Source organism: Nesterenkonia sp. NBAIMH1 (genome assembly GCF_007922635.1).
Classification (GTDB): Bacteria; Actinomycetota; Actinomycetes; order Actinomycetales; family Micrococcaceae; genus Nesterenkonia; species Nesterenkonia pannonica.
This window is the reverse complement of record NZ_CP042335.1, coordinates 1,470,363-1,486,563: the sequence shown is the minus strand read 5'-3', so window position 1 is coordinate 1,486,563 and position 16,201 is coordinate 1,470,363. Positions and strand designations below refer to the sequence as shown.

18 protein-coding genes are annotated in these 16,201 nt (G+C 70.0%); 10 read left to right on the top strand and 8 right to left on the bottom strand.

The window, feature by feature from the left end; genetic code table 11:
- Positions 1–12 precede the first annotated feature (12 nt).
- Genes FS388_RS07020 through FS388_RS07005 form a run of 4 tightly spaced genes read left to right on the top strand, consistent with a single transcriptional unit; the run spans position 13 to position 3,911 of the window.
- Positions 13–1,221 (top strand): ABC transporter ATP-binding protein, encoded by a 1,209-nt coding sequence (locus FS388_RS07020; protein WP_146340769.1) that lies wholly within the window; start codon positions 13–15, stop codon positions 1,219–1,221.
- A gap of 1 nt (position 1,222) precedes the next feature.
- A complete protein-coding gene (locus FS388_RS07015) occupies positions 1,223–2,050 on the top strand; it encodes an ABC transporter permease (RefSeq protein WP_146340768.1) in 828 nt (275 codons plus the stop codon).
- Entirely contained in the window at positions 2,050–2,889 is an 840-nt protein-coding gene (locus tag FS388_RS07010) for a hypothetical protein (RefSeq protein ID WP_146340767.1), read from the top strand. The genes FS388_RS07015 and FS388_RS07010 overlap by 1 nt, the downstream gene beginning before the upstream one ends.
- Positions 2,886–3,911 carry a glycosyltransferase family 2 protein gene (locus FS388_RS07005; RefSeq protein ID WP_146340766.1) on the top strand — a complete coding sequence of 342 codons (1,026 nt, stop codon included), beginning with the start codon at positions 2,886–2,888 and terminating at the stop codon, positions 3,909–3,911. Before FS388_RS07010 ends, FS388_RS07005 begins: the two co-directional genes overlap by 4 nt.
- On the opposite strand, the gene FS388_RS07000 is transcribed toward FS388_RS07005, so the two are convergent.
- Complete coding sequence (locus tag FS388_RS07000; protein WP_146340765.1) at positions 3,799–4,698, bottom strand: family 16 glycosylhydrolase; 900 nt, start codon at positions 4,696–4,698, stop codon at positions 3,799–3,801. The two genes, FS388_RS07005 and FS388_RS07000, sit on opposite strands and share 113 nt — an antisense overlap.
- 133 nt (positions 4,699–4,831) lie before the next feature.
- On the opposite strand from FS388_RS07000, the gene FS388_RS06995 reads away from it, so the two are divergent.
- The 4 genes from FS388_RS06995 to FS388_RS06980 are packed head-to-tail and all read left to right on the top strand — an operon-like array spanning position 4,832 to position 8,398.
- Positions 4,832–5,638: a polysaccharide deacetylase family protein gene (locus FS388_RS06995; protein WP_168198638.1), complete on the top strand. Its 807-nt coding sequence runs from the start codon at positions 4,832–4,834 to the stop codon at positions 5,636–5,638.
- Positions 5,635–6,594, top strand: coding sequence for a glycosyltransferase family 2 protein (locus FS388_RS06990; RefSeq protein WP_146340763.1), 960 nt, complete (start codon positions 5,635–5,637; stop codon positions 6,592–6,594). Before FS388_RS06995 ends, FS388_RS06990 begins: the two co-directional genes overlap by 4 nt.
- Entirely contained in the window at positions 6,591–7,487 is an 897-nt protein-coding gene (locus FS388_RS06985; protein ID WP_146340762.1) for a glycosyltransferase, read from the top strand. Before FS388_RS06990 ends, FS388_RS06985 begins: the two co-directional genes overlap by 4 nt.
- On the top strand, positions 7,484–8,398 hold the full coding sequence (locus tag FS388_RS06980; protein WP_168198636.1) for a glycosyltransferase family 2 protein: 915 nt from the start codon (positions 7,484–7,486) through the stop codon (positions 8,396–8,398). Before FS388_RS06985 ends, FS388_RS06980 begins: the two co-directional genes overlap by 4 nt.
- Here the strand turns inward: FS388_RS06980 and FS388_RS06975 are convergent.
- The 3 genes from FS388_RS06975 to FS388_RS06965 form a co-directional block, all read right to left on the bottom strand.
- Positions 8,348–9,325 carry a GNAT family N-acetyltransferase gene (locus FS388_RS06975; RefSeq protein ID WP_146340760.1) on the bottom strand — a complete coding sequence of 326 codons (978 nt, stop codon included), beginning with the start codon at positions 9,323–9,325 and terminating at the stop codon, positions 8,348–8,350. The two genes, FS388_RS06980 and FS388_RS06975, sit on opposite strands and share 51 nt — an antisense overlap.
- A gap of 189 nt (positions 9,326–9,514) precedes the next feature.
- Complete coding sequence (locus FS388_RS06970) at positions 9,515–9,910, bottom strand: hypothetical protein (RefSeq protein WP_146340759.1); 396 nt, start codon at positions 9,908–9,910, stop codon at positions 9,515–9,517.
- A 189-nt stretch (positions 9,911–10,099) separates the two neighbouring features.
- Positions 10,100–10,666, bottom strand: a complete 567-nt coding sequence (locus FS388_RS06965) for a hypothetical protein (RefSeq protein WP_146340758.1) — start codon at positions 10,664–10,666, stop codon at positions 10,100–10,102.
- 594 nt (positions 10,667–11,260) lie between these two features.
- Here FS388_RS06965 and FS388_RS06960 point away from each other — a divergent pair.
- A complete protein-coding gene (locus FS388_RS06960) occupies positions 11,261–11,971 on the top strand; it encodes a GNAT family N-acetyltransferase (RefSeq protein WP_146340757.1) in 711 nt (236 codons plus the stop codon).
- Between the two features lie 212 nt (positions 11,972–12,183).
- On the opposite strand, the gene FS388_RS06955 is transcribed toward FS388_RS06960, so the two are convergent.
- The 3 genes from FS388_RS06955 to FS388_RS06945 all read right to left on the bottom strand — a co-directional run bounded on the left by FS388_RS06955 (position 12,184) and on the right by FS388_RS06945 (position 14,235).
- Positions 12,184–12,627, bottom strand: coding sequence for a hypothetical protein (locus tag FS388_RS06955; RefSeq protein WP_146340756.1), 444 nt, complete (start codon positions 12,625–12,627; stop codon positions 12,184–12,186).
- A 187-nt stretch (positions 12,628–12,814) separates the two neighbouring features.
- Positions 12,815–13,141, bottom strand: coding sequence for a hypothetical protein (locus tag FS388_RS06950; protein WP_146340755.1), 327 nt, complete (start codon positions 13,139–13,141; stop codon positions 12,815–12,817).
- Positions 13,138–14,235 carry a hypothetical protein gene (locus FS388_RS06945; RefSeq protein ID WP_146340754.1) on the bottom strand — a complete coding sequence of 366 codons (1,098 nt, stop codon included), beginning with the start codon at positions 14,233–14,235 and terminating at the stop codon, positions 13,138–13,140. The genes FS388_RS06950 and FS388_RS06945 overlap by 4 nt, the downstream gene beginning before the upstream one ends.
- A 495-nt stretch (positions 14,236–14,730) precedes the next feature.
- Between FS388_RS06945 and FS388_RS06940 the strand changes: the two genes are divergently transcribed.
- Positions 14,731–15,231, top strand: a complete 501-nt coding sequence (locus tag FS388_RS06940; RefSeq protein ID WP_146340753.1) for a hypothetical protein — start codon at positions 14,731–14,733, stop codon at positions 15,229–15,231.
- Positions 15,232–15,525: 294 nt separating this feature from the next.
- Here FS388_RS06940 and FS388_RS06935 read toward each other — a convergent pair whose 3' ends face one another.
- The gene (locus tag FS388_RS06935; protein ID WP_146340752.1) at positions 15,526–16,197 is read right to left on the bottom strand and encodes a Wzz/FepE/Etk N-terminal domain-containing protein; all 672 of its coding nucleotides are present in this window, start codon (positions 16,195–16,197) and stop codon (positions 15,526–15,528) included.
- Between the last annotated feature and the right edge of the window lie 4 nt (positions 16,198–16,201).

Here is a 16,201-nt window from a genome sequence, read left to right as displayed (position 1 = left end):
AGGGGACAGAATGTGGCATCAGCTCCAGCAGTAAGTGTGTCCGGCCTGGGCAAAACCTATAGGTTGGGGGCCGCCGGCGAGCGCCCCTCCACGGCTGCGCAGGCCGCGGTGCAGTGGCTGCGCTCCACCGGCATCGCCAAGTACACGCTCTTCGACGCCCTCAAAGATGTGTCCTTCGACATCCCTCAGGGCGAGGCGGTGGGCATCGTGGGCCGCAACGGGGCCGGGAAGTCGACCCTGCTCAAGCTCCTGACTCGAGTCACCGCTCCCACGCAGGGGCGCATCGAGCTTCATGGCCGGGTGGGCTCGCTCCTGGAGGTCGGCACCGGCTTCCACCCGGAGCTCACCGGCAAGGAGAACATCTACCTCAACGGCTCGATCCTCGGGATGAGCCGCCGGGAGATCAAAAAGCGGTACGACGAAATTGTCGAGTTCTCCGGCATCGAGAGATTCCTTGCCACCCCCGTCAAACGCTATTCATCCGGAATGCAGGTACGCCTGGCCTTCTCCGTCGCAGCCCATCTGGATACGGAGATCCTCGCCATCGACGAGGTCCTGGCCGTGGGCGACGCGGAGTTCCAGAGACGATCCATCGCCAAGATGCGTGAGGCGGCCGCCGGCGGGCGAACCGTGCTCTACGTGAGCCACCAGCTGCAGACCGTGCAGTCCCTGTGCAGCTCCGCGATGCTGCTGGACCGCGGCACGCTCACCTACTCCGGCACCGTCGAAGGGACTCTGGCCGCGTACCGCGACAGCTTCGAGAGCTTCGCCCTGGCCCAGCGCGACGCTGACCAGCGCCCCGGCACGGGCGCCCTGCGCCTGAGCAGCGTGTCGATGGAGGACGAGTTCCTGAAGTCCGGCGAGGACATCAACGTCCGGTTCAGCGCGCCCTCGGCGGAGCACCTCGTCGGCAGCTACTTCGTCTCAGCGCACATCAACAACGACCAGGGCGTGATCGTCGCCCAGTGCGATTCGCGCCTGCTGGGCGCATGGTTCGACCCGAACTCCCCCCATGAGGGGCAGCTGACCGTCAAGGACCTGTGGCTCAAGCCCGGGCAGTACACCGTGGATCTCTTCGTATGCCAGGCGGGCATCCTCGACGCCTGGGAGGGCGCCTGGCGCTTCGAGATCCTCCCCGACCTTCCCTACCCGGAGTTCACCGAGTCCTCCGGCACGGAGAAGGGCCTCGTCTTCGTCAACTTCGACTACCAGGTGGACTGATATGGCCGACACGGAGCACACCATCATCAACCCTCCCGGGCGGCTCAACATGCCGCCCTGGAGGGAAATATGGCGCGCCCGCGAAGTCGCCGTCCGGCTCGCCCAGCGGGACATCATCGTCCGCTACCGGCAGACGATCTTCGGGGTCACCTGGGTGCTGCTGCAGCCGCTCGTCACCGCCGGAGTGTTCACGATCGTCTTCGGCGTCATCGCCGGCCTGGAGTCCGACGGCATCCCGACCTTCATCTTCACCCTGTCCGCCATGCTGGCGTGGAACCTGTTCAACGGGGCCGTCGGGCAGGCCTCAGCCTCCATGGTCGCCAACCAGTCCCTGGTGCAGAAGGTGTTCTTCCCGCGGATTCTGGTGCCGGCCTCCAGCCTGGCATCGATCGTGGTGGACTTCCTGGTGGGGTTCGCGCTGCTGATCGTCCTGCTCTTCGTCTTCGGCATCGTTCCCGGGTGGGGCCTGCTCATGCTGCCGGTGTGGGTCGTTCTGATCCTCATGTTCGGGCTGGGCCTGGGCCTGATGGCGGCCGCCTACATGGTCAAGTATCGGGACGTGGGCTACGTGCTTCCCTGGGTGCTCCAGGTGCTGATGTACGCCAGCCCCCTGGCCTACTCCGTCTCTGCGGTCCCGGAGAGCGTGCGCTGGCTGTTCGAGGCCAACCCGATCACATGGTTCCTCGAAGCGTTCCGGTGGTCCACCCTGGGCGCGGACGTTCCGCCCACCTGGCAGATGGTCGCCCTGGGCGCAGCTGCGCCGCTGGTTCTTTTCATAGGCATGCTCGTCTTCCAGAAGAACGAGCGGGAATTCGCGGACTTCATCTGATGCGCCTCACCGCTTATGTCCTGGCGGCCGATCCGAACTACCTCGCCTCGAGCGTCAGGGCCTACTACCCCTTCGTGGAGCGGATCATCGTCTCCTATGACCGGAGCTCCACGTCCTGGACGGGCACCGCCCTGCCGGTGCAGGAGTGTCTGGACATCCTCAGCGCCCTCGACTCCGAGGGCAAGTGCGTCCTCACGCCCGGCGACTTCGCCCGGCTGGACCATGACCCCCTGAGCAATGACACGTTCCAGCGCCAGCACGCCCTGGACGCCGCCTCCGAGGACGCCGACTGGGTGGTGCAGCTGGACACCGACGAGGTCATGCTCAGCCCCGAGACGTTCTTCGCCTGCCTCGAGCGCGCCGAGAAGGCGGGCGCCTCCGCCCTGGACTACCCCTCCCGGTGGCTCTACTCCAGAACGGCAGGCGGGCAGTACCTCGAGGCGAGCACCCGCTTCGGCCGGCCGCGGGCCGACTACCCGGGCCCCCTGGCAGTCCGGGCAGGCACCCAGCTCGTGCAGGCCCGGCAGACGCCAGCGCCCCTCTACCGCGTGGACCTCCGCCCATGGAACACCGACCCGGCCCATAACCACGCCGTGACGGTCCACGAGGTCATCCCGCCCGATGCGGCCGTGCTGCACTTCTCGTGGGTGCGGGATCACGACACCATCCGGCGGAAGTTCGGCTGGTCGGGCCACGCCGAGGACTACTCCAAGCCGGAGATCTACCGCCTCTGGGCGGCCCGCCAGCGTCGTCCGCGGCTGACCGCGCTGAGCTCGCCCCTGCGCCGCCGCGCCTGGTTCCGGCTGGCGGCGATTCCCGACCGGGGCATCACCCCGTGAGCGGCGCCGGCTCGGCGTCCGTCAGCGTCATCGTCACCGGGGCCCACCGCACCGAGGAGCTGGCTGCGTGCCTCGACCTCCTCAGCCGCCAGCGTCGCGCACCGCATGAGGTGCTGGTCGTGGGCCGAGATGCCGAGGATCAGCAGCAGGCGATCCAGGCGTGCGGCGGGGATATCGTCGCACTCATCGACAGCACCTCCCGCCCTGCCCCCACATGGCTCGACAAGCTGACGGCACCTTACGGGGACCCTGCTGTGGCCGGGGTCGGCGGGCCGATCATCTGCGGCGACGGCAGCGCGGCCGAGGGACGCGTCAGCGAGATAGGCCGCCTCCTCCCCAACGGCAGCATCACCATGGGATTCGGCCTCGACCCGGGCCGGCCGGTGCTCACGGATCACCTGCCGCACGGCAACGCGTCATTCCGCCGCGCAGAGCTTCGCAGGGCCTCAGGGCTGCTCGGACCCCGAGCCCTCCCCGAGCACAGGAGCGCCACCCTCATCTCGCTGACCCTGCGCGCCGCAGGATCACGCCTGGTCTTCGAGCCGGCCGCGTGCGTCACCGCGCCCAGCACCGAGTTCCCGCCGGGCCAGGATCCCTTCAGCTACAGGGACCGGTACCTGCACAACCGTGACCTGGTGGTCATGCTGATCGAGGCGTTCGGCTGGCGAAGTCCCTACGCGACACGGTTCGCCCGGACCATGCTGCGCCGCCAGCAGGAGCACGTGCGCCGCTTCGTCCGCACCGCAGCGCCGCGAGGCGCTGAGGAGCCGGGCGGCGGCCCAGCATCATCGGCGGAGTCCTGGAAGGCGCTCCTGTGGATCCCCACTGACACGGCCGGGGTCGCTGCAGGCTTCGCCCACGCCGCACGCCGCAGCATGCCGGGCAGGCGCCAGAGCCTCCTTCAGACGCTCAGCCGCGCGTCACCTCGGAGTCGTACACCCGGACATAGTCGACGAGCATCTCCGCAGGCAGGTGCGAATCATCGGCCGGTTCCCCGGCCCACCCGCCGACTGCCAGGTTGAGGGTGATCGAGTAGGGCCGGTCGAAGGGCCACTGCTCCTCAGGCGCCAGCTCCGAGCGCTCCACGCTGAAGGTCTCCTCGCCATCGGCGAAGAACACGATGCGGTCGGCATCCCACTCCACGGCATAGACCACCCACCTGCCGCCCCACGGCTCCTCCGCCTGCAGCACGTGTGTCCGCAGCCATCGCTCGCCGGCCTCATCAGCGGCGATCACCGAGCTGTGCAGCTCAGAGGCGTCACCGAGGAGCTCAACGATGTCGATCTCACCCACCTCGGGCCAGCTCTCATCGCCCAGGGAGTCTCCGAACAGCCAGAACGCCGGCCACAGTCCCGAACCGGCGGGTGCGAGGATGCGCGCCTCCACCCGTCCGTACTGGAAGCGCGCCGTGCTCTCGACGCGCCCCGAGGTGAACTCCCCGGAGAAGCCCCGGGGATCCGTGTACGGCTCGGCCCGCGCAGTCAGGCGCAGTGAGCCCTCGCCGTCCTGGCGGACGTTCTCAGGCCGGCCCGTGTAGACCTGCAGCTCCTCGTTGCCGTAGCCGTCGCCCCGATCGGAGACGGTCCATTCGGCCTCGTCGAGCGGTTCGCCGGGTCCGCCGTCGAACTCTGCGGACCACACGGGCTCCGGCCCCTGCTCGGCCTCCGGCTCCGGCGAGGCCACGGGCAGGTCCTCGTCGGCGGAACCCTCCGGCGGGTCGCCGGCCTCGCCGTCTCCGCCGCCTGAGGCGCAGCCCGGAATGGCGAGGGCCACGAGCAGCGCTGCGACGATCATTCGCCTCGTCCGCACCGCGCCTCCTCCTCAGGACGCAGAGAGCCTCTGACGTCCGCGTTGCCCCGACGATCCGCCTGGCTGACTGTTTGGGCTATCATACAACTGTCACTTCGGCCAAAAGCCTCTGCAGAGACGTGGGGTCAGCACTGTGGGCAGAAGCAAAGCAGGCGTCCTCGTCAGACGGGGCAGCATCGAGGGCCACACACGCCCGCCGGGAGGCGAATTCGCTCAGCGAGCGCTCATCCCGAGCCGGCTCACCCCCCTGCTCTCCTCCTTCCTCGGCATCCACTGCGTGGACACTGCCGACCGTGCCGTGGCCCTCACCTACGACGACGGGCCGCATCCGGAGCACACTCCCCGAATCCTCGACGTGCTCGCCGATCATCAGGCGAGCGCCACGTTCTTCGTCCTCACGCCAGCAGCGCGCGCCCAGCCCGGCATCCTGCGCCGCATGCTGGACGAGGGCCACCGCATCGGCCTGCACGGCGCCGATCATCGGTCCCTGCTGACCATGAGCACCCGCGCCGCTGTCCGCGCCGTCGCGCAGGCCAAGGATGAGCTGGAGCAGCTCGCCGGCACACCGGTGACGCACTACCGGCCGCCGTACGGGCACCACACGCCGAGCCAGGCCTGGGCGCTGCGACGGCTCGGCCTCGAACTGGTCCTGTGGTCCGGCGACGGCATGGACTGGGTGGACCAGCCGGCGGCCGACGTCGTCGAGCGGGTCGCTGCCTCCGCCTTCCCGGGCGGCATCCTGCTGATGCACGACGATCGAGCCGACCCGGAGACCCTGCAGCCCGGTGAGTCGCTGCCCGCTTTCGACCGGGCCCTGGTGGCCGACCATCTGCTGCAGCGCCTGGCTGCTGAGCGCCTCACGATCGCCCCTCTGGAGGAGATGCTTGCCCGGGCGCCGCATGTCTTCAGCGGCTCGCGCGAAAGGATGCGCCGACGATGACGCCGAGCATCAGCGTGGTCATCGCGGCCTACAACGCGGAGGAGACGCTCGCCGCGGAGCTCGACGCCCTGGGGCGCCAGACCTTCGACGGGGAGTGGGAAGTGCTGGTCTGCGACAACGGCTCTGCAGACGGCACTGCGGCCCTCGCCGCCTCCTACGCCGAGACCCTTCCGCGTCTTCGAGTCATCGACGCCTCCGCGGTGAGAGGGCCCGGTGCCGCACGCAATGCCGGCGCCCGCGCCGCCGCGTCTCCCCTGCTCGCCTTCTGCGACGCCGACGACGAGGTCGCAGACGACTGGCTGGCCGTCATGCACGCCGCCCTCAGCCAGGCCGACTTCGTCACCGGCCGCGCCCGGCGCCTCGAGTTCAACGCGCGTCCCGGCGAGGAGCGCTACTTCAGCTGGGGCATCTATCACGTGCCGTTCTTCCCCTATCTGCCCGCCGCCGGTGCAGGCAACATGGGGGTGCATCGTCAGGCGTTCCTGGACGTCGGGGGGTTCGACGAGAGCATGCGCACCGGTGAGGACCTGGACCTCTGCTGGCGCCTGCAGCTGGCCGGCCACACCCTGGTGGAGGAGCCCGCGGCCGTCGTGACCGTGAGCAACAGGGAGGGACTACGGGCCAGTATCGCCCAGACGTATGCCTATGGAGTGGGGGACGCCCGCCTCAAACACAAATATGCCCAGGTGGAGACCGCCTTCAGAGCCGCCCCACGGCCTTCTGCCCCCACCGCCCCCGACGCCGAGGAGGAGCCGGCAGTCCGGTCCCGCGCCGCGGCCGTCCTCACTGCCGCGCCGAAGCTCCTGCGCAAGGTGATCGCGCTTCGCAGACCCTCAGACCTCACCGAGGTCGCTCGGCGGATCTCGGCTCAGGCCGGATACCGCTTCGGGCGCATCGACCGCTCCGCGCCTCAGGTCACCCCGCCCGAAACCCTGCCCGGCACAGGCGCGCCGTGATTCCCCCAGACCCAAGCGTCAGCGTCATCATGCCGGCGTTCAATGCCGCGTCGACCATTGAGGTGCAGCTGGGGGCGCTCGCGGCCCAGCGGGACGCCCCGGAGTGGGAGCTGATCGTCGCCGACAACGGCTCCACAGATGCCACAGCCGAGAAGGCCCGCGAGTGGGGGAGCCGCATCCGCGGGCTGCGCGTCATCGACGCCTCCGCCCGCCGCGGACCGGGGGCCGCACGCAATCTCGGCGCCCAGCAGGCGCGCGGAGAGATGCTGCTCTTCTGCGACGCAGACGATGCGGCTGAGCCCCATTGGATCGCCGGGCTGGCGGAGGCTTTGGGCACTGCCGACGCCGCCGCCGGCGCCCGGGGCTACGCACAGCTCAACGACAGCGCCTCCGGCCCCTCCGACTGGCCCGCGCCTCTGTTCTCCAAGCCTCCCCTGGAGGACCTGGCGGCGGCACCGTCCCACAGTCTCGGGGTCCGCCGCTCCGCCTTCGACGCCGTAGGGGGCTTCGAGGAGCGGCTGCGGACCGCGGAGGACATCGACCTCTGCTGGCGGCTGCAGCTCGCGGGCTTCTCCTTCTCTGCAGCGCCGCGAGCGGTGATGCAGATCCGGCGCCGCACCGGTCTCAGGGCGGGCTTCAGGCAGGCGTGGGCCTACGGACGCGGCGATCGGGTGCTTGAGCGCCGATTCGGTCCGATCGCGCAGAGGCGACGAGCAGCTCCTGACCAGGCTGCCGCCTCGCCCGACCCGCCGGCTGAGGGGTCCGCCGAGGTCTCGGCTCGCCGCCTCCGCCTTCCGGACCTGGAGTTCCACGCATACCGCATCGGGCATCGGATGGGGCGGGCTCTGGGCAGGGACGAGGTTCCGCCCCTCGACGCCCTGGAGGTCCGGTGACTGCCGAGCGGCCGCCGGCGCTGTCGGTGATCATCGCGGCGTACAACGCAGAAGCGACTCTGGCTGCCCAGCTGCACGCCCTGCGTCGGGAGCGTTCGGCACTTTCCTTCGAGGTCCTGATCTGCGACAACGGATCCACGGACGGGACCCCAGAGCTTGTGCGACGGATGGCACCGGGTGCGCCGAGCATGCGCCTGATCGATGCGTCGGCGCGACGGGGTCCGGCTGCGGCGAGGAACATCGGCGCAGAGACGGCTGTGGGCGAGGTGCTGCTCTTCTGCGACGCCGACGATGTCATCGCCCTCGGCTGGGTCGAGACGATGGGCAAGGCTGCCGCAGCCGCGGACCTGGTGGCCGGGCGGCTGGAGGGCCGGGCGCTGAATCGCGGAAGACGCACCTCCGTCTCGTGGGAGGTGAGCTCGGAGATCACCGTGGCGTACTGGCCCCGGTATCCCGCCGCCGCCACGTCGAACCTGGCGGTGCGGACGAGCGCCTTCCGAGCAGTGGGGGGCTTCGACGAGCATCTGGGGACCGGAGAGGACGTCGATCTGTGCTGGCGCATTCAGCGCGCCGGCTTCTCCTTTGCGCGGGCACCGCAGGCCGTCGTGCACTCGCGTCAGCGCGAAGGCGTCCGGGCGGTGTTCCGACAGTCCTACTCCTACGCCGCTGGGCACCGAGCTCTGCGCATCAAGTACGCCCGGCTCATCGACGCCCAGCCCTTACCTGCTGCGCCGCCGATCAGCGCCGAGGACGGCGCTCCCCCGCTGCCCGTCGAGCCCCTCATCCTTCGGCTGCGCCGCGCCGCCCTGAGCAGGGCCGGGCAGGCCAACCTCGCGTGGCGGCTGGGCGAGCTCCTCGGCTCACGCTTCGGCCGCGTCCACCCCGACGTCGGACCTCTCGCGCCGGACTGACCGGCCGCCGCGGATTCTGTCGCGCACGGTGCGCGCCAGCGGGAGCCCTCTCACGACGGCTCGGCCTTTCGCGGTGGTCCCGATGAGCAGATCGACATGCTCCCGCCGCTCGGGATAGAGCTTGGTGCTGGCCGCATACGACGGGTCGAACGCGGGGTCGAAGTGGCTGACCCCGGGGACTCGCGTGATGTAGGCCCATTCCGCCAACCGGCCCACAGCGCCGGGGCTGGAGCGCACATATTCCTCGTTGTACGCATCGATGAACCCGAAGGCGGCACGGCCGGAGAGGAGGTCCAGGGACATGAAGATGACCTCATCGCCGGCGAGCGCCGACGGGGCCAGCAGCGCGTCGTCCTCACGGAATCCTGCCAGCACCTCTCTGCACCAGCGCTCGTGATAGGGGTCCAGGCGGAATGCGCCGCCGCCCTGCGCGGGGTCGCCCTTCCAGCCGGCTGCCTGGAAATCGAGGAACTCCTCCACGAGGTCCCGGTCCCCGCTCCGGTCGACGATCGTCAGCGGCGCACCCGCCTGCTTCTCGATGGCGCGGACTCGCCGCCGGAACTCCTTCCTCGCCTTGGAGCTCATGTGTCCGACGTCGATGACCCCGTCAGTGAGGCGTCCTGCCGCGCCCCCCGCGTAGGCGCACTCCAGGCGCACCCGCTCGAGGGCCGAGAACCCTCCGGCCCGAACAGCCTCGGTCACGGCCTCGGCGACCGGCCCGTGGGCGGGCAGGTGGCGCAGCAGCACCAGGCCGGCCTCGCGGGCGCCTCGCACGGCTTCGAGAAGCGCCTGGACGGTCCGCGCGGGGTCTTCGGCTGAGAGCAGAGGGTGGTGCCGGTCTGCGTGGGTCGTCATGAAGCGGCCGCCGGTCGAGGCCACGCGCACGGGCCAGCGGTCCTCCAGCAGACCTGGCGCGAACTGCAGCACTCCCTGAGCTCTCCGCTGCGCTCCGCGAACACCATGCGAATGTCGTCTGCATCCGGCCTCCTGCCGGCCGGCAGGAGAAACCGGGGTCCAGGTAGGCGTTGGGCTCCAGCGCATTCTCGGCGAGGTCCTTCCAGCGGGCGGCGTCCCGCTCTCCGACCTCGCGCAGCGGCACGACCCGCGTTCTCCATGTCATGAGGCTCTCCTCCGCAGCCGGGTGCGTGCGCGCCTGAGCGCCGGATACGCGCCTACTGCCATCCGCGCGCGGGAGGGAGGGCCGGCGACGAGCAGCTCGGCGTATTCGCGATGTGAGGGGAACGCGGCGCCGGCCTGCACGTAGGTGGGCTCCATCCCCGGGTCGAACGGCGGCGCCTCCGGCTCACGCATGAGGGCGCCGATGAGGGCGAGCCGGCCGACGAAGCCCGGCGAGAAGCTTTCGAAGTTTTCGCTGTAGACATCGTGGAACCCGAACGACTGGCCCCCTGAGATCAGAGTGAAGGCGATGTAGACGGTGTGCTCCCCGCAGTGACGTGCCAGGCGCGCAGCCTGCCGCCGGCCTGAAATGCCTCGAGCACGCTGCGGAACCACGGCTCGCGGCCTCTGCGGCGAAACTGAGGCCCGTCTTTGGAGGCGTCGCCCTTCCACCCGGCCGCTTGGGCTCCAGGAACTCCTCAATCAGCTCATCGGAGGCCTCGACCTCCCTGATGCGCAGAGAGCCGTCGGCGGCTGCCTCGAGGCGCTCCATGCTCCTGCGCGCGTTGCGCCGGGTCCGTTTGCTCAGGTGCGGCATCGGGTAGGACAGCGGGCCGGCGCCCTCCTCGTCCCACACCGTCCCGTCCGGGTCGATGTCCGTGCGACGGGCCAGGGCACGACGGTCCCGGGACCGCTCGGCCACTCGCAGCGTGCCCTCCTGCCTCCCAGTGCGTCCAGGGCCGCGAAGGGGACCGTCCAGAGGAAGGCCGTCAGGCTGAGGAAGTCCCCGAATCCTTCGTCCCGCATTCCCCAGAAATAGGGCCCGGAGAGCCTCCTGCGGCTCCTCAGGTGCGATGAGGGGTGGTACTTCGAGGCTTGGTCGAACATGAACTCGCCGCTGGTGGTCGCGTGCCGCAGCGGAGCCCCGGAGAGGGTTCGCGCCATGGTGAAGGGAAGCACCAGAGCGAAGTCATCATCGGTCTCCACGATCCCCAGCCGGACCTTCTCGGCGGCGAGGCCGCAGCCCAGGGACGTGTGAAGGAAGCGCGGATCCGCGTTGGGGTTGGGGTCTGCGGCACGATCAGCCAGACGCTGCCACCGCAGACGATCGTCGGGCGATACGTCTGTGAGCGATACGGTTCTGAATTTCACCGGTCCTCCTGCACTCGCTCGAAGCCGAATGACCAGCGAGCGCTGGAACATCATCAGACTACTGACCGCCGCACAGGTTTACCAGTACTCTTATCAGCGTCTGCACAGCTTTGAACTCAGCGCGAGCAGGAGCACCCGCATGAACACCACCCGTCGAGGGAAGGGCCGTACGCATGCGGCTGAATGATGCGGCCCTGACCGAGGTCACGCCGGACGCTGCCGCACGGTGGCGCGTCCTCGCCGACGCGGCGAGTGAGCCCAACGCCTTCGCCGACCCCCGTTTCCTTCTGCCCTCAGCCGCTGCGCACCCCCATGCACGCGCGGGGCGCGTCATGCTCGTCGACGACGGCGAGGCCACGGTGGGCGCCCTGTCGTACGCACGGCGGGAGCGGAAGGTCGGCAGACTCACCCTGCGGACGGTCTCCACCTCAGAGTCCTTCAGCGCCTTCGAGGGCGAGCGCTTTCACCCGCTGACGGCGCCCGGCCGCGCAGAGGAGGTCTTCATCTCGCTCATCGAGGGGGGCACGGGCTCAGCGCGCCCACCTTCTGGAGATCGGCCGGCTCCCCCTGAACGGCGATCTCACGGGCGCGCTGATGCGAGCTGCCCGAAGGATGGACGCTCCGGTGCTGCCGGAGGGCGAGCAGGAGTTCGCGTGCGCGGCTCCCGCCCCCCTCGACGGGGCCGCCGAGGACGGAGAGCTGCTGACGCTCTCCCACCTCTCGTCCTCATCCAGAAAGAACTTCCGGAGGCTCGCCCGCAAGCTGGAGCGGGACGAGGGCGGGCTCGAGATGGTCGAGGAGAGCGAGGACCCGGAGGCCATCACCCGGTTCCTGCGCCTCCAGAACGCCGGGTGGAAGGGCGACGCGGCCCAGGACGGCAAGAGCTTCGAACGCACCGGGCTGGACTCGTGGTTCCGCGACGTCACCGCAAGCTTCCGAGCAGACGGGCGCCTCTCGGTGCTCAGCCTCCGCACCCCCAGCCGGACCGTCTTCACCACTGTGGTGCTGCACAGCGGCTCGCGGGGCTTCGGGTTCCACGATGCCTACGATCAGGAGCTCGCCGCCTACAGCCCCGGAGCTCTCGGCCGGCTGGCTGAGCTGAAGGCGCTGCTCGGCTCGGGCCGGGCGGAGATGTTCGACCCGAGCATGGACGACCAGAAGTACCCGCAGGCCTCCCACCTGTATCCGGACCGTATGCGGTGCGGCTCCTTCACCGTGGGGGTGCGCGGTCCCGGACGCCACGTCGCCCGGCACCTGCCTATGGCCCGCCGTCTCCGGGACCGGCTCCGGCGCTCTCAGGGGTGATTCTGCGGCTCGCCGCGCTGCGCAGCGCCCGCAGCCGCTCCCCGCATTCCGCGCGGCCCGCACCGCAGCGAGCTGCAGCGTGGGCACCGGGCCGGGCGCCGAGAGCAGCAGCCTCAATTGCTCCCGACGGTCGGGGTAGGCCCGGGCCGATTCGGGGTAGCCCCAGAACATGTTCGGGTCGAAGGCCTCAATCCCCTGCTCCGCGAACCAGTTCAGGCACCCGGTGCGCGCGGCGCTGCCCAGCCCGTGGGGCGCGCCGGCCTCGTCGTAGGCATCCTGAAGGGCGCACACGCTGCCTCCTGAGCGGAGGCAGAGCATGATGTAGAGGGACCTGTCTCCGGCGCAGACGTCCAGTGCCAGGAGCTGCCCCGGGATCTGAACTTGTCGGTCACCTCACGGAGCCACTCGGCCCGCCCCGTCACCTGGTAGGCCTCTCCCTTCTTGGACGCATCGCCCTTCCATCCCGCGGCCTGCAGGGCGAGGAAATCCTCGACGGCCTGCGGATCGTCGCCTCGATCCCGCAGCGAAAGCTCGCCCCCGAACCGCCGCTCCAGAGCCTCTCGCGCCCTCCTGGCCCGGCGACGCGTCGACGCGCTGCGGTGGTGCGGGGTCGTATCGAACGTTCCGGAGCGGTTCGGCTCCGGCGGGGTGCGCATATGCGCCACCGGCCAGGCCGAGCGCCCCCTGATGTCCCAGCGGCCCTGCGGCTCCAGGGTCCGGCGCAGCAGGGCCGCGGTGGGGAGCCCTCGGCCGGCACTGTGACGATGTCGACCAGCCCCGGCAGGCCCAGCGCAGCAAGGCCTTCAAGCCCGGCGAGCAGCGCCCCGGCCGGGTCTGAGTCTCTCAGGATGGGAAAGAGCCGGGTCGTCTCATCAGCCAGTGTGAGGTCCCACGTGGACATGACGGGAAGGGGAGCCACGGGTGCAGGGGCATGATCCTGAACGGCATCACCATCTGCATCTCATCGTCCCGCTCGACGAGGAGCAGCCGCACGGATGCAGCCGCTGGCCAGTGCGCCGACCCCGGCTGGAGATAGTCCGCACTGAGGTAGGGGACGGGCTCCAGGGCGCGGGCGTCGAGCCGTCGCCAGCGCTGGAAGTCATCCGGGGTGAGCTCGCCGAGGGCTGCCGTGCGCACCGTGCAGCCCCCTGCGACCGACACCTTCCTCACGTGCGTGCGGGCTCCGTGGGCCAGGGAGTGTCCCAGACCGTGGCGACCGTTGGGTCTTCGAGCATCATGCGGACCCTGTTGCCGCGGGGCGCCTGCGTGTCTGACAGGCGGAACCACCAGTGGGCGAGGGCGACTTGGATGTCCCGAAGCACCCGTCCGAACTCTGACCCGGAGGCCACGTACCCGGTGCCGAAGATGTCGGTGGCGATGTCGCTGATCTCCAGCACGGCCTGCCGCACGGGCATGCCGACCGACTCGATCCAGGCCGTGTCGGCAACGCTGGGGGCTCCGGAGTCGCTGGAGGCGGCGATGCGATCGATGTGCGCCGCGTAGCCGCGCAGTCCGATCACCATCATGTCCAGGGATGCCATGGCCTGCGTCAGTCGGGCGGTGTCGTGGAAGCCGATGGGAGCTCCCTTGGCGCTCTTGGCGCGCAGCGCGGTCATCGTCAGGTCGACGAGGTGCTCGGCGGCGCCGACCATGACCCCCATGAAGGAGAAGAAGTACGGGCGCCGGTCAGCTCCGACGTTGAAGCTGTGTCGCCGCGGCACCTCGATCGTCTCGGTGAGCCGGTAGGAGGCGCTGCCGGAGGACCGGACGCCGAGGGGGTCCCAGTCGTCGAGCTGACGAACCTTCTCGGGCGGCAGCCACACACCGATGATCTTCTGCTCGCCGGTCTGCTCGCAGATCACCGGCTCGCCGTTGGTGTCCCAGACCATGGCCCCGCCGATCCACCGCTCAGCGTGGTATCCGCCGCTGCCGAGCCGCCATGTGGTGCCCTCGTCGAGGCGGTACCGGTCCCCCTCGACCTCCACGGCCCGTGCCAGCGGGGTGGCGGAGAACGCGGTGGGCAGGTCGGCGTGGGGGTAGATCTCGGCGAACGCCTCATCGGTGAGCCGGCCGGCGATGTCTCCGTGGGCGGAGAGCCAGGTGGTGACCCAGGCGGTGCCCACATCGACGCGGGCGAGCTGGGTGATGGCCTCGAGGCGCTCGGCGAAGGAGGCGCTGAGCCCGCCTCTCTCCTGGGGAAAGCCCCAGCGGAACAGTCCGGCTGAGCGCAGCGCCCTGCCGGCGAGCGGCGTGACCCGGCCCATGCGGTCGCCCTCGGGGGCCTCCTGGTGCAGAAGGGGCTTGATCCTCTCCAGGTTCCGCAGAACAGCGTCGCAGGATGCGGGCTCTTCGAGCCCCAGCTCCAGGATGCGCGGATGGTCCGCGGGGCATCTCCCGCGGGGTGGGGCCGGATTCGCGGGCGACGGGCCTCGTTGCAGGGGTCTGAGGGGTGGGCTGGGCAGCGGCGGAAGGCTGAGGTGAGGGTGCGGGCGCCCTGCGCCTCCGTCCGAGGATGCTCAGGCCGGGGATGCCGCGGCCGCGCGAACGCTGCCACTTCAGGGCTGCGGCCGCCAGGCCCACCGCGGCGACGAGCGCGATGACCAGCACCGCCGTCACGACGATCAGGATCAGGCTCAGAAGGGTTTCGGTTGACATGGTGCCTCCTTGGGGCAGCGGGGTTCAGGCGGGGTCGGAGCCGGCGCCGGGGCGGGGGTAGGACTGGGGGTGGGGGCGGGCTGGTAGTACGAGGTGTAGCTGCGGTGGGCTTTGCGGCGGGACCTGTTGGCTACGATGCCGACGACGGGCACGCTGCTCAGCTCCAGGCTGTGCAGCATGGCGGTGAGGTCCCGTTTGGCGGTCGTCCGGAGCGAGGCGACCACGACGACGCCGTCGGCCTGCTGGCCGAGCAGGGCGGCGTCGGCGATCTCCAGGCCGGGGGCGCATCGATGAGGACGACGTCTGCGAGGCCTCGCAGACGCTCCATGATGGAGGGCATGCTCTCCCCGGCGAGCAGGTCACCGGGCTGGCGGCGAGGCGCCCCGGACGCGAGCAGGCGAAGGTTCTCGAACTCTGTGGGGATCAGGCGCTGCTCGATCTGCTCCGGAGGCGTCGTCGTTCTCGAGCGCTTCGGCGAAGCCCGGGCTCTCCGGCTCCGCGCCGAAGAAGCTCGCGAGTCCCGGGCGGCGCAGGTCTCCGCTGACCAGGAGCACGCGGCGTCCGCTGCGTGCGATGGAGACCGCGAGGTTGGCGATGAGGAATGATTTGCCGTCTCCCGGGACTGGGGCTGGTGATGACGATGGCGGGGCGGCGCTGCGGGTATGCCACCTGAAGGGAGGTGCGCAGGCTGCGGATGCTCTCGTTGAATGGGGAGGGCGTGGGGTCTGCCAGGGGAAGGGTGGCCTCGCCTCTGCGGCGGCGGATGGCGGGCACCTCGGCGAGGAGGGGCTTGCCGGTCTGGCTCTCCATCGCTTGGGAGCTGCGCAGCCGATCGTCGAACTGTTCGCGCAGCAGCGCAGCGCCGGCGCCGGCGATGAGGCCGCACACCGCGCCGATGATCAGCAGAAGGTACGGCTCCGTCCCCAGCGGCCGCCCGGGGCGGCGTCCTCCATGAGGACGGCGGGCGGTCCGGCCTGTTCGAGGAAGGTCGTCTGGCTTTCGATGCTCACCACCTCGGTGAGGGCCTGGGTCAGCTGCTGCTGGGCGAAGAGGTCCTCGGAGTCGTCGGTCGCGGCCTCCAGCGCTTCATCCCTGTCACTCTGGGCGCCCTCAAGCTCCTCCTCGAGCTGCCCGTGGTGCTCATTCATCTGCTCCTCGAGGTGTGCGACGTAGGCCTGGGCCACCGCGTCTGCCTTCTGCTGGCTGGCTTCCGGGGTGGGGGCCTCGCTGGTGACGGCCAGGCGCAGGGCCCGCGTGCCTTCCATCAGGGTGGCGACGGTGCCGTTGCGCAGCGTCTCCACGGTCTCCCCTGAGGCAGCTGATGCCTGTTCGAGCACCTCCTCGGAGGTGACGAAGAAGGTGTCCAGGTCCAGGTCCATGCCCGGATAGCCGGCCTCTCCGCCTTCCAGGGACTGGGAGGCGGCGCTGCTGAACCGAAGGATGGTGGTGGATTCGTAGCTCTGTTCGGTGAGTGCGGCGTAGACGCCGGCAGCACCGGTGATGAGCAGGGCAGTGACGAGCACGGTCAGCCATCGCTGCCGGATGATGCCCAGAACGTCTTTGAGTGTCATGGTT

What these genes read in the sequence shown, in the direction of transcription:
- FS388_RS07015 (WP_146340768.1), top strand. Translation starts at nt 1,223, where the DNA reads ATGGCCGACACGGAGCACACCATCATCAACCCTCCCGGGCGGCTCAAC.
- FS388_RS07010 (WP_146340767.1), top strand. Translation starts at nt 2,050, where the DNA reads ATGCGCCTCACCGCTTATGTCCTGGCGGCCGATCCGAACTACCTCGCC.
- FS388_RS06990 (WP_146340763.1), top strand. Translation starts at nt 5,635, where the DNA reads ATGACGCCGAGCATCAGCGTGGTCATCGCGGCCTACAACGCGGAGGAG.
- FS388_RS06960 (WP_146340757.1), top strand. Translation starts at nt 11,261, where the DNA reads ATGCGAGCTGCCCGAAGGATGGACGCTCCGGTGCTGCCGGAGGGCGAG.
- FS388_RS06955 (WP_146340756.1), bottom strand. Translation starts at nt 12,627, where the DNA reads ATGCGCACCCCGCCGGAGCCGAACCGCTCCGGAACGTTCGATACGACC.
- FS388_RS06945 (WP_146340754.1), bottom strand. Translation starts at nt 14,235, where the DNA reads ATGGGCCGGGTCACGCCGCTCGCCGGCAGGGCGCTGCGCTCAGCCGGA.
- FS388_RS06935 (WP_146340752.1), bottom strand. Translation starts at nt 16,197, where the DNA reads ATGACACTCAAAGACGTTCTGGGCATCATCCGGCAGCGATGGCTGACC.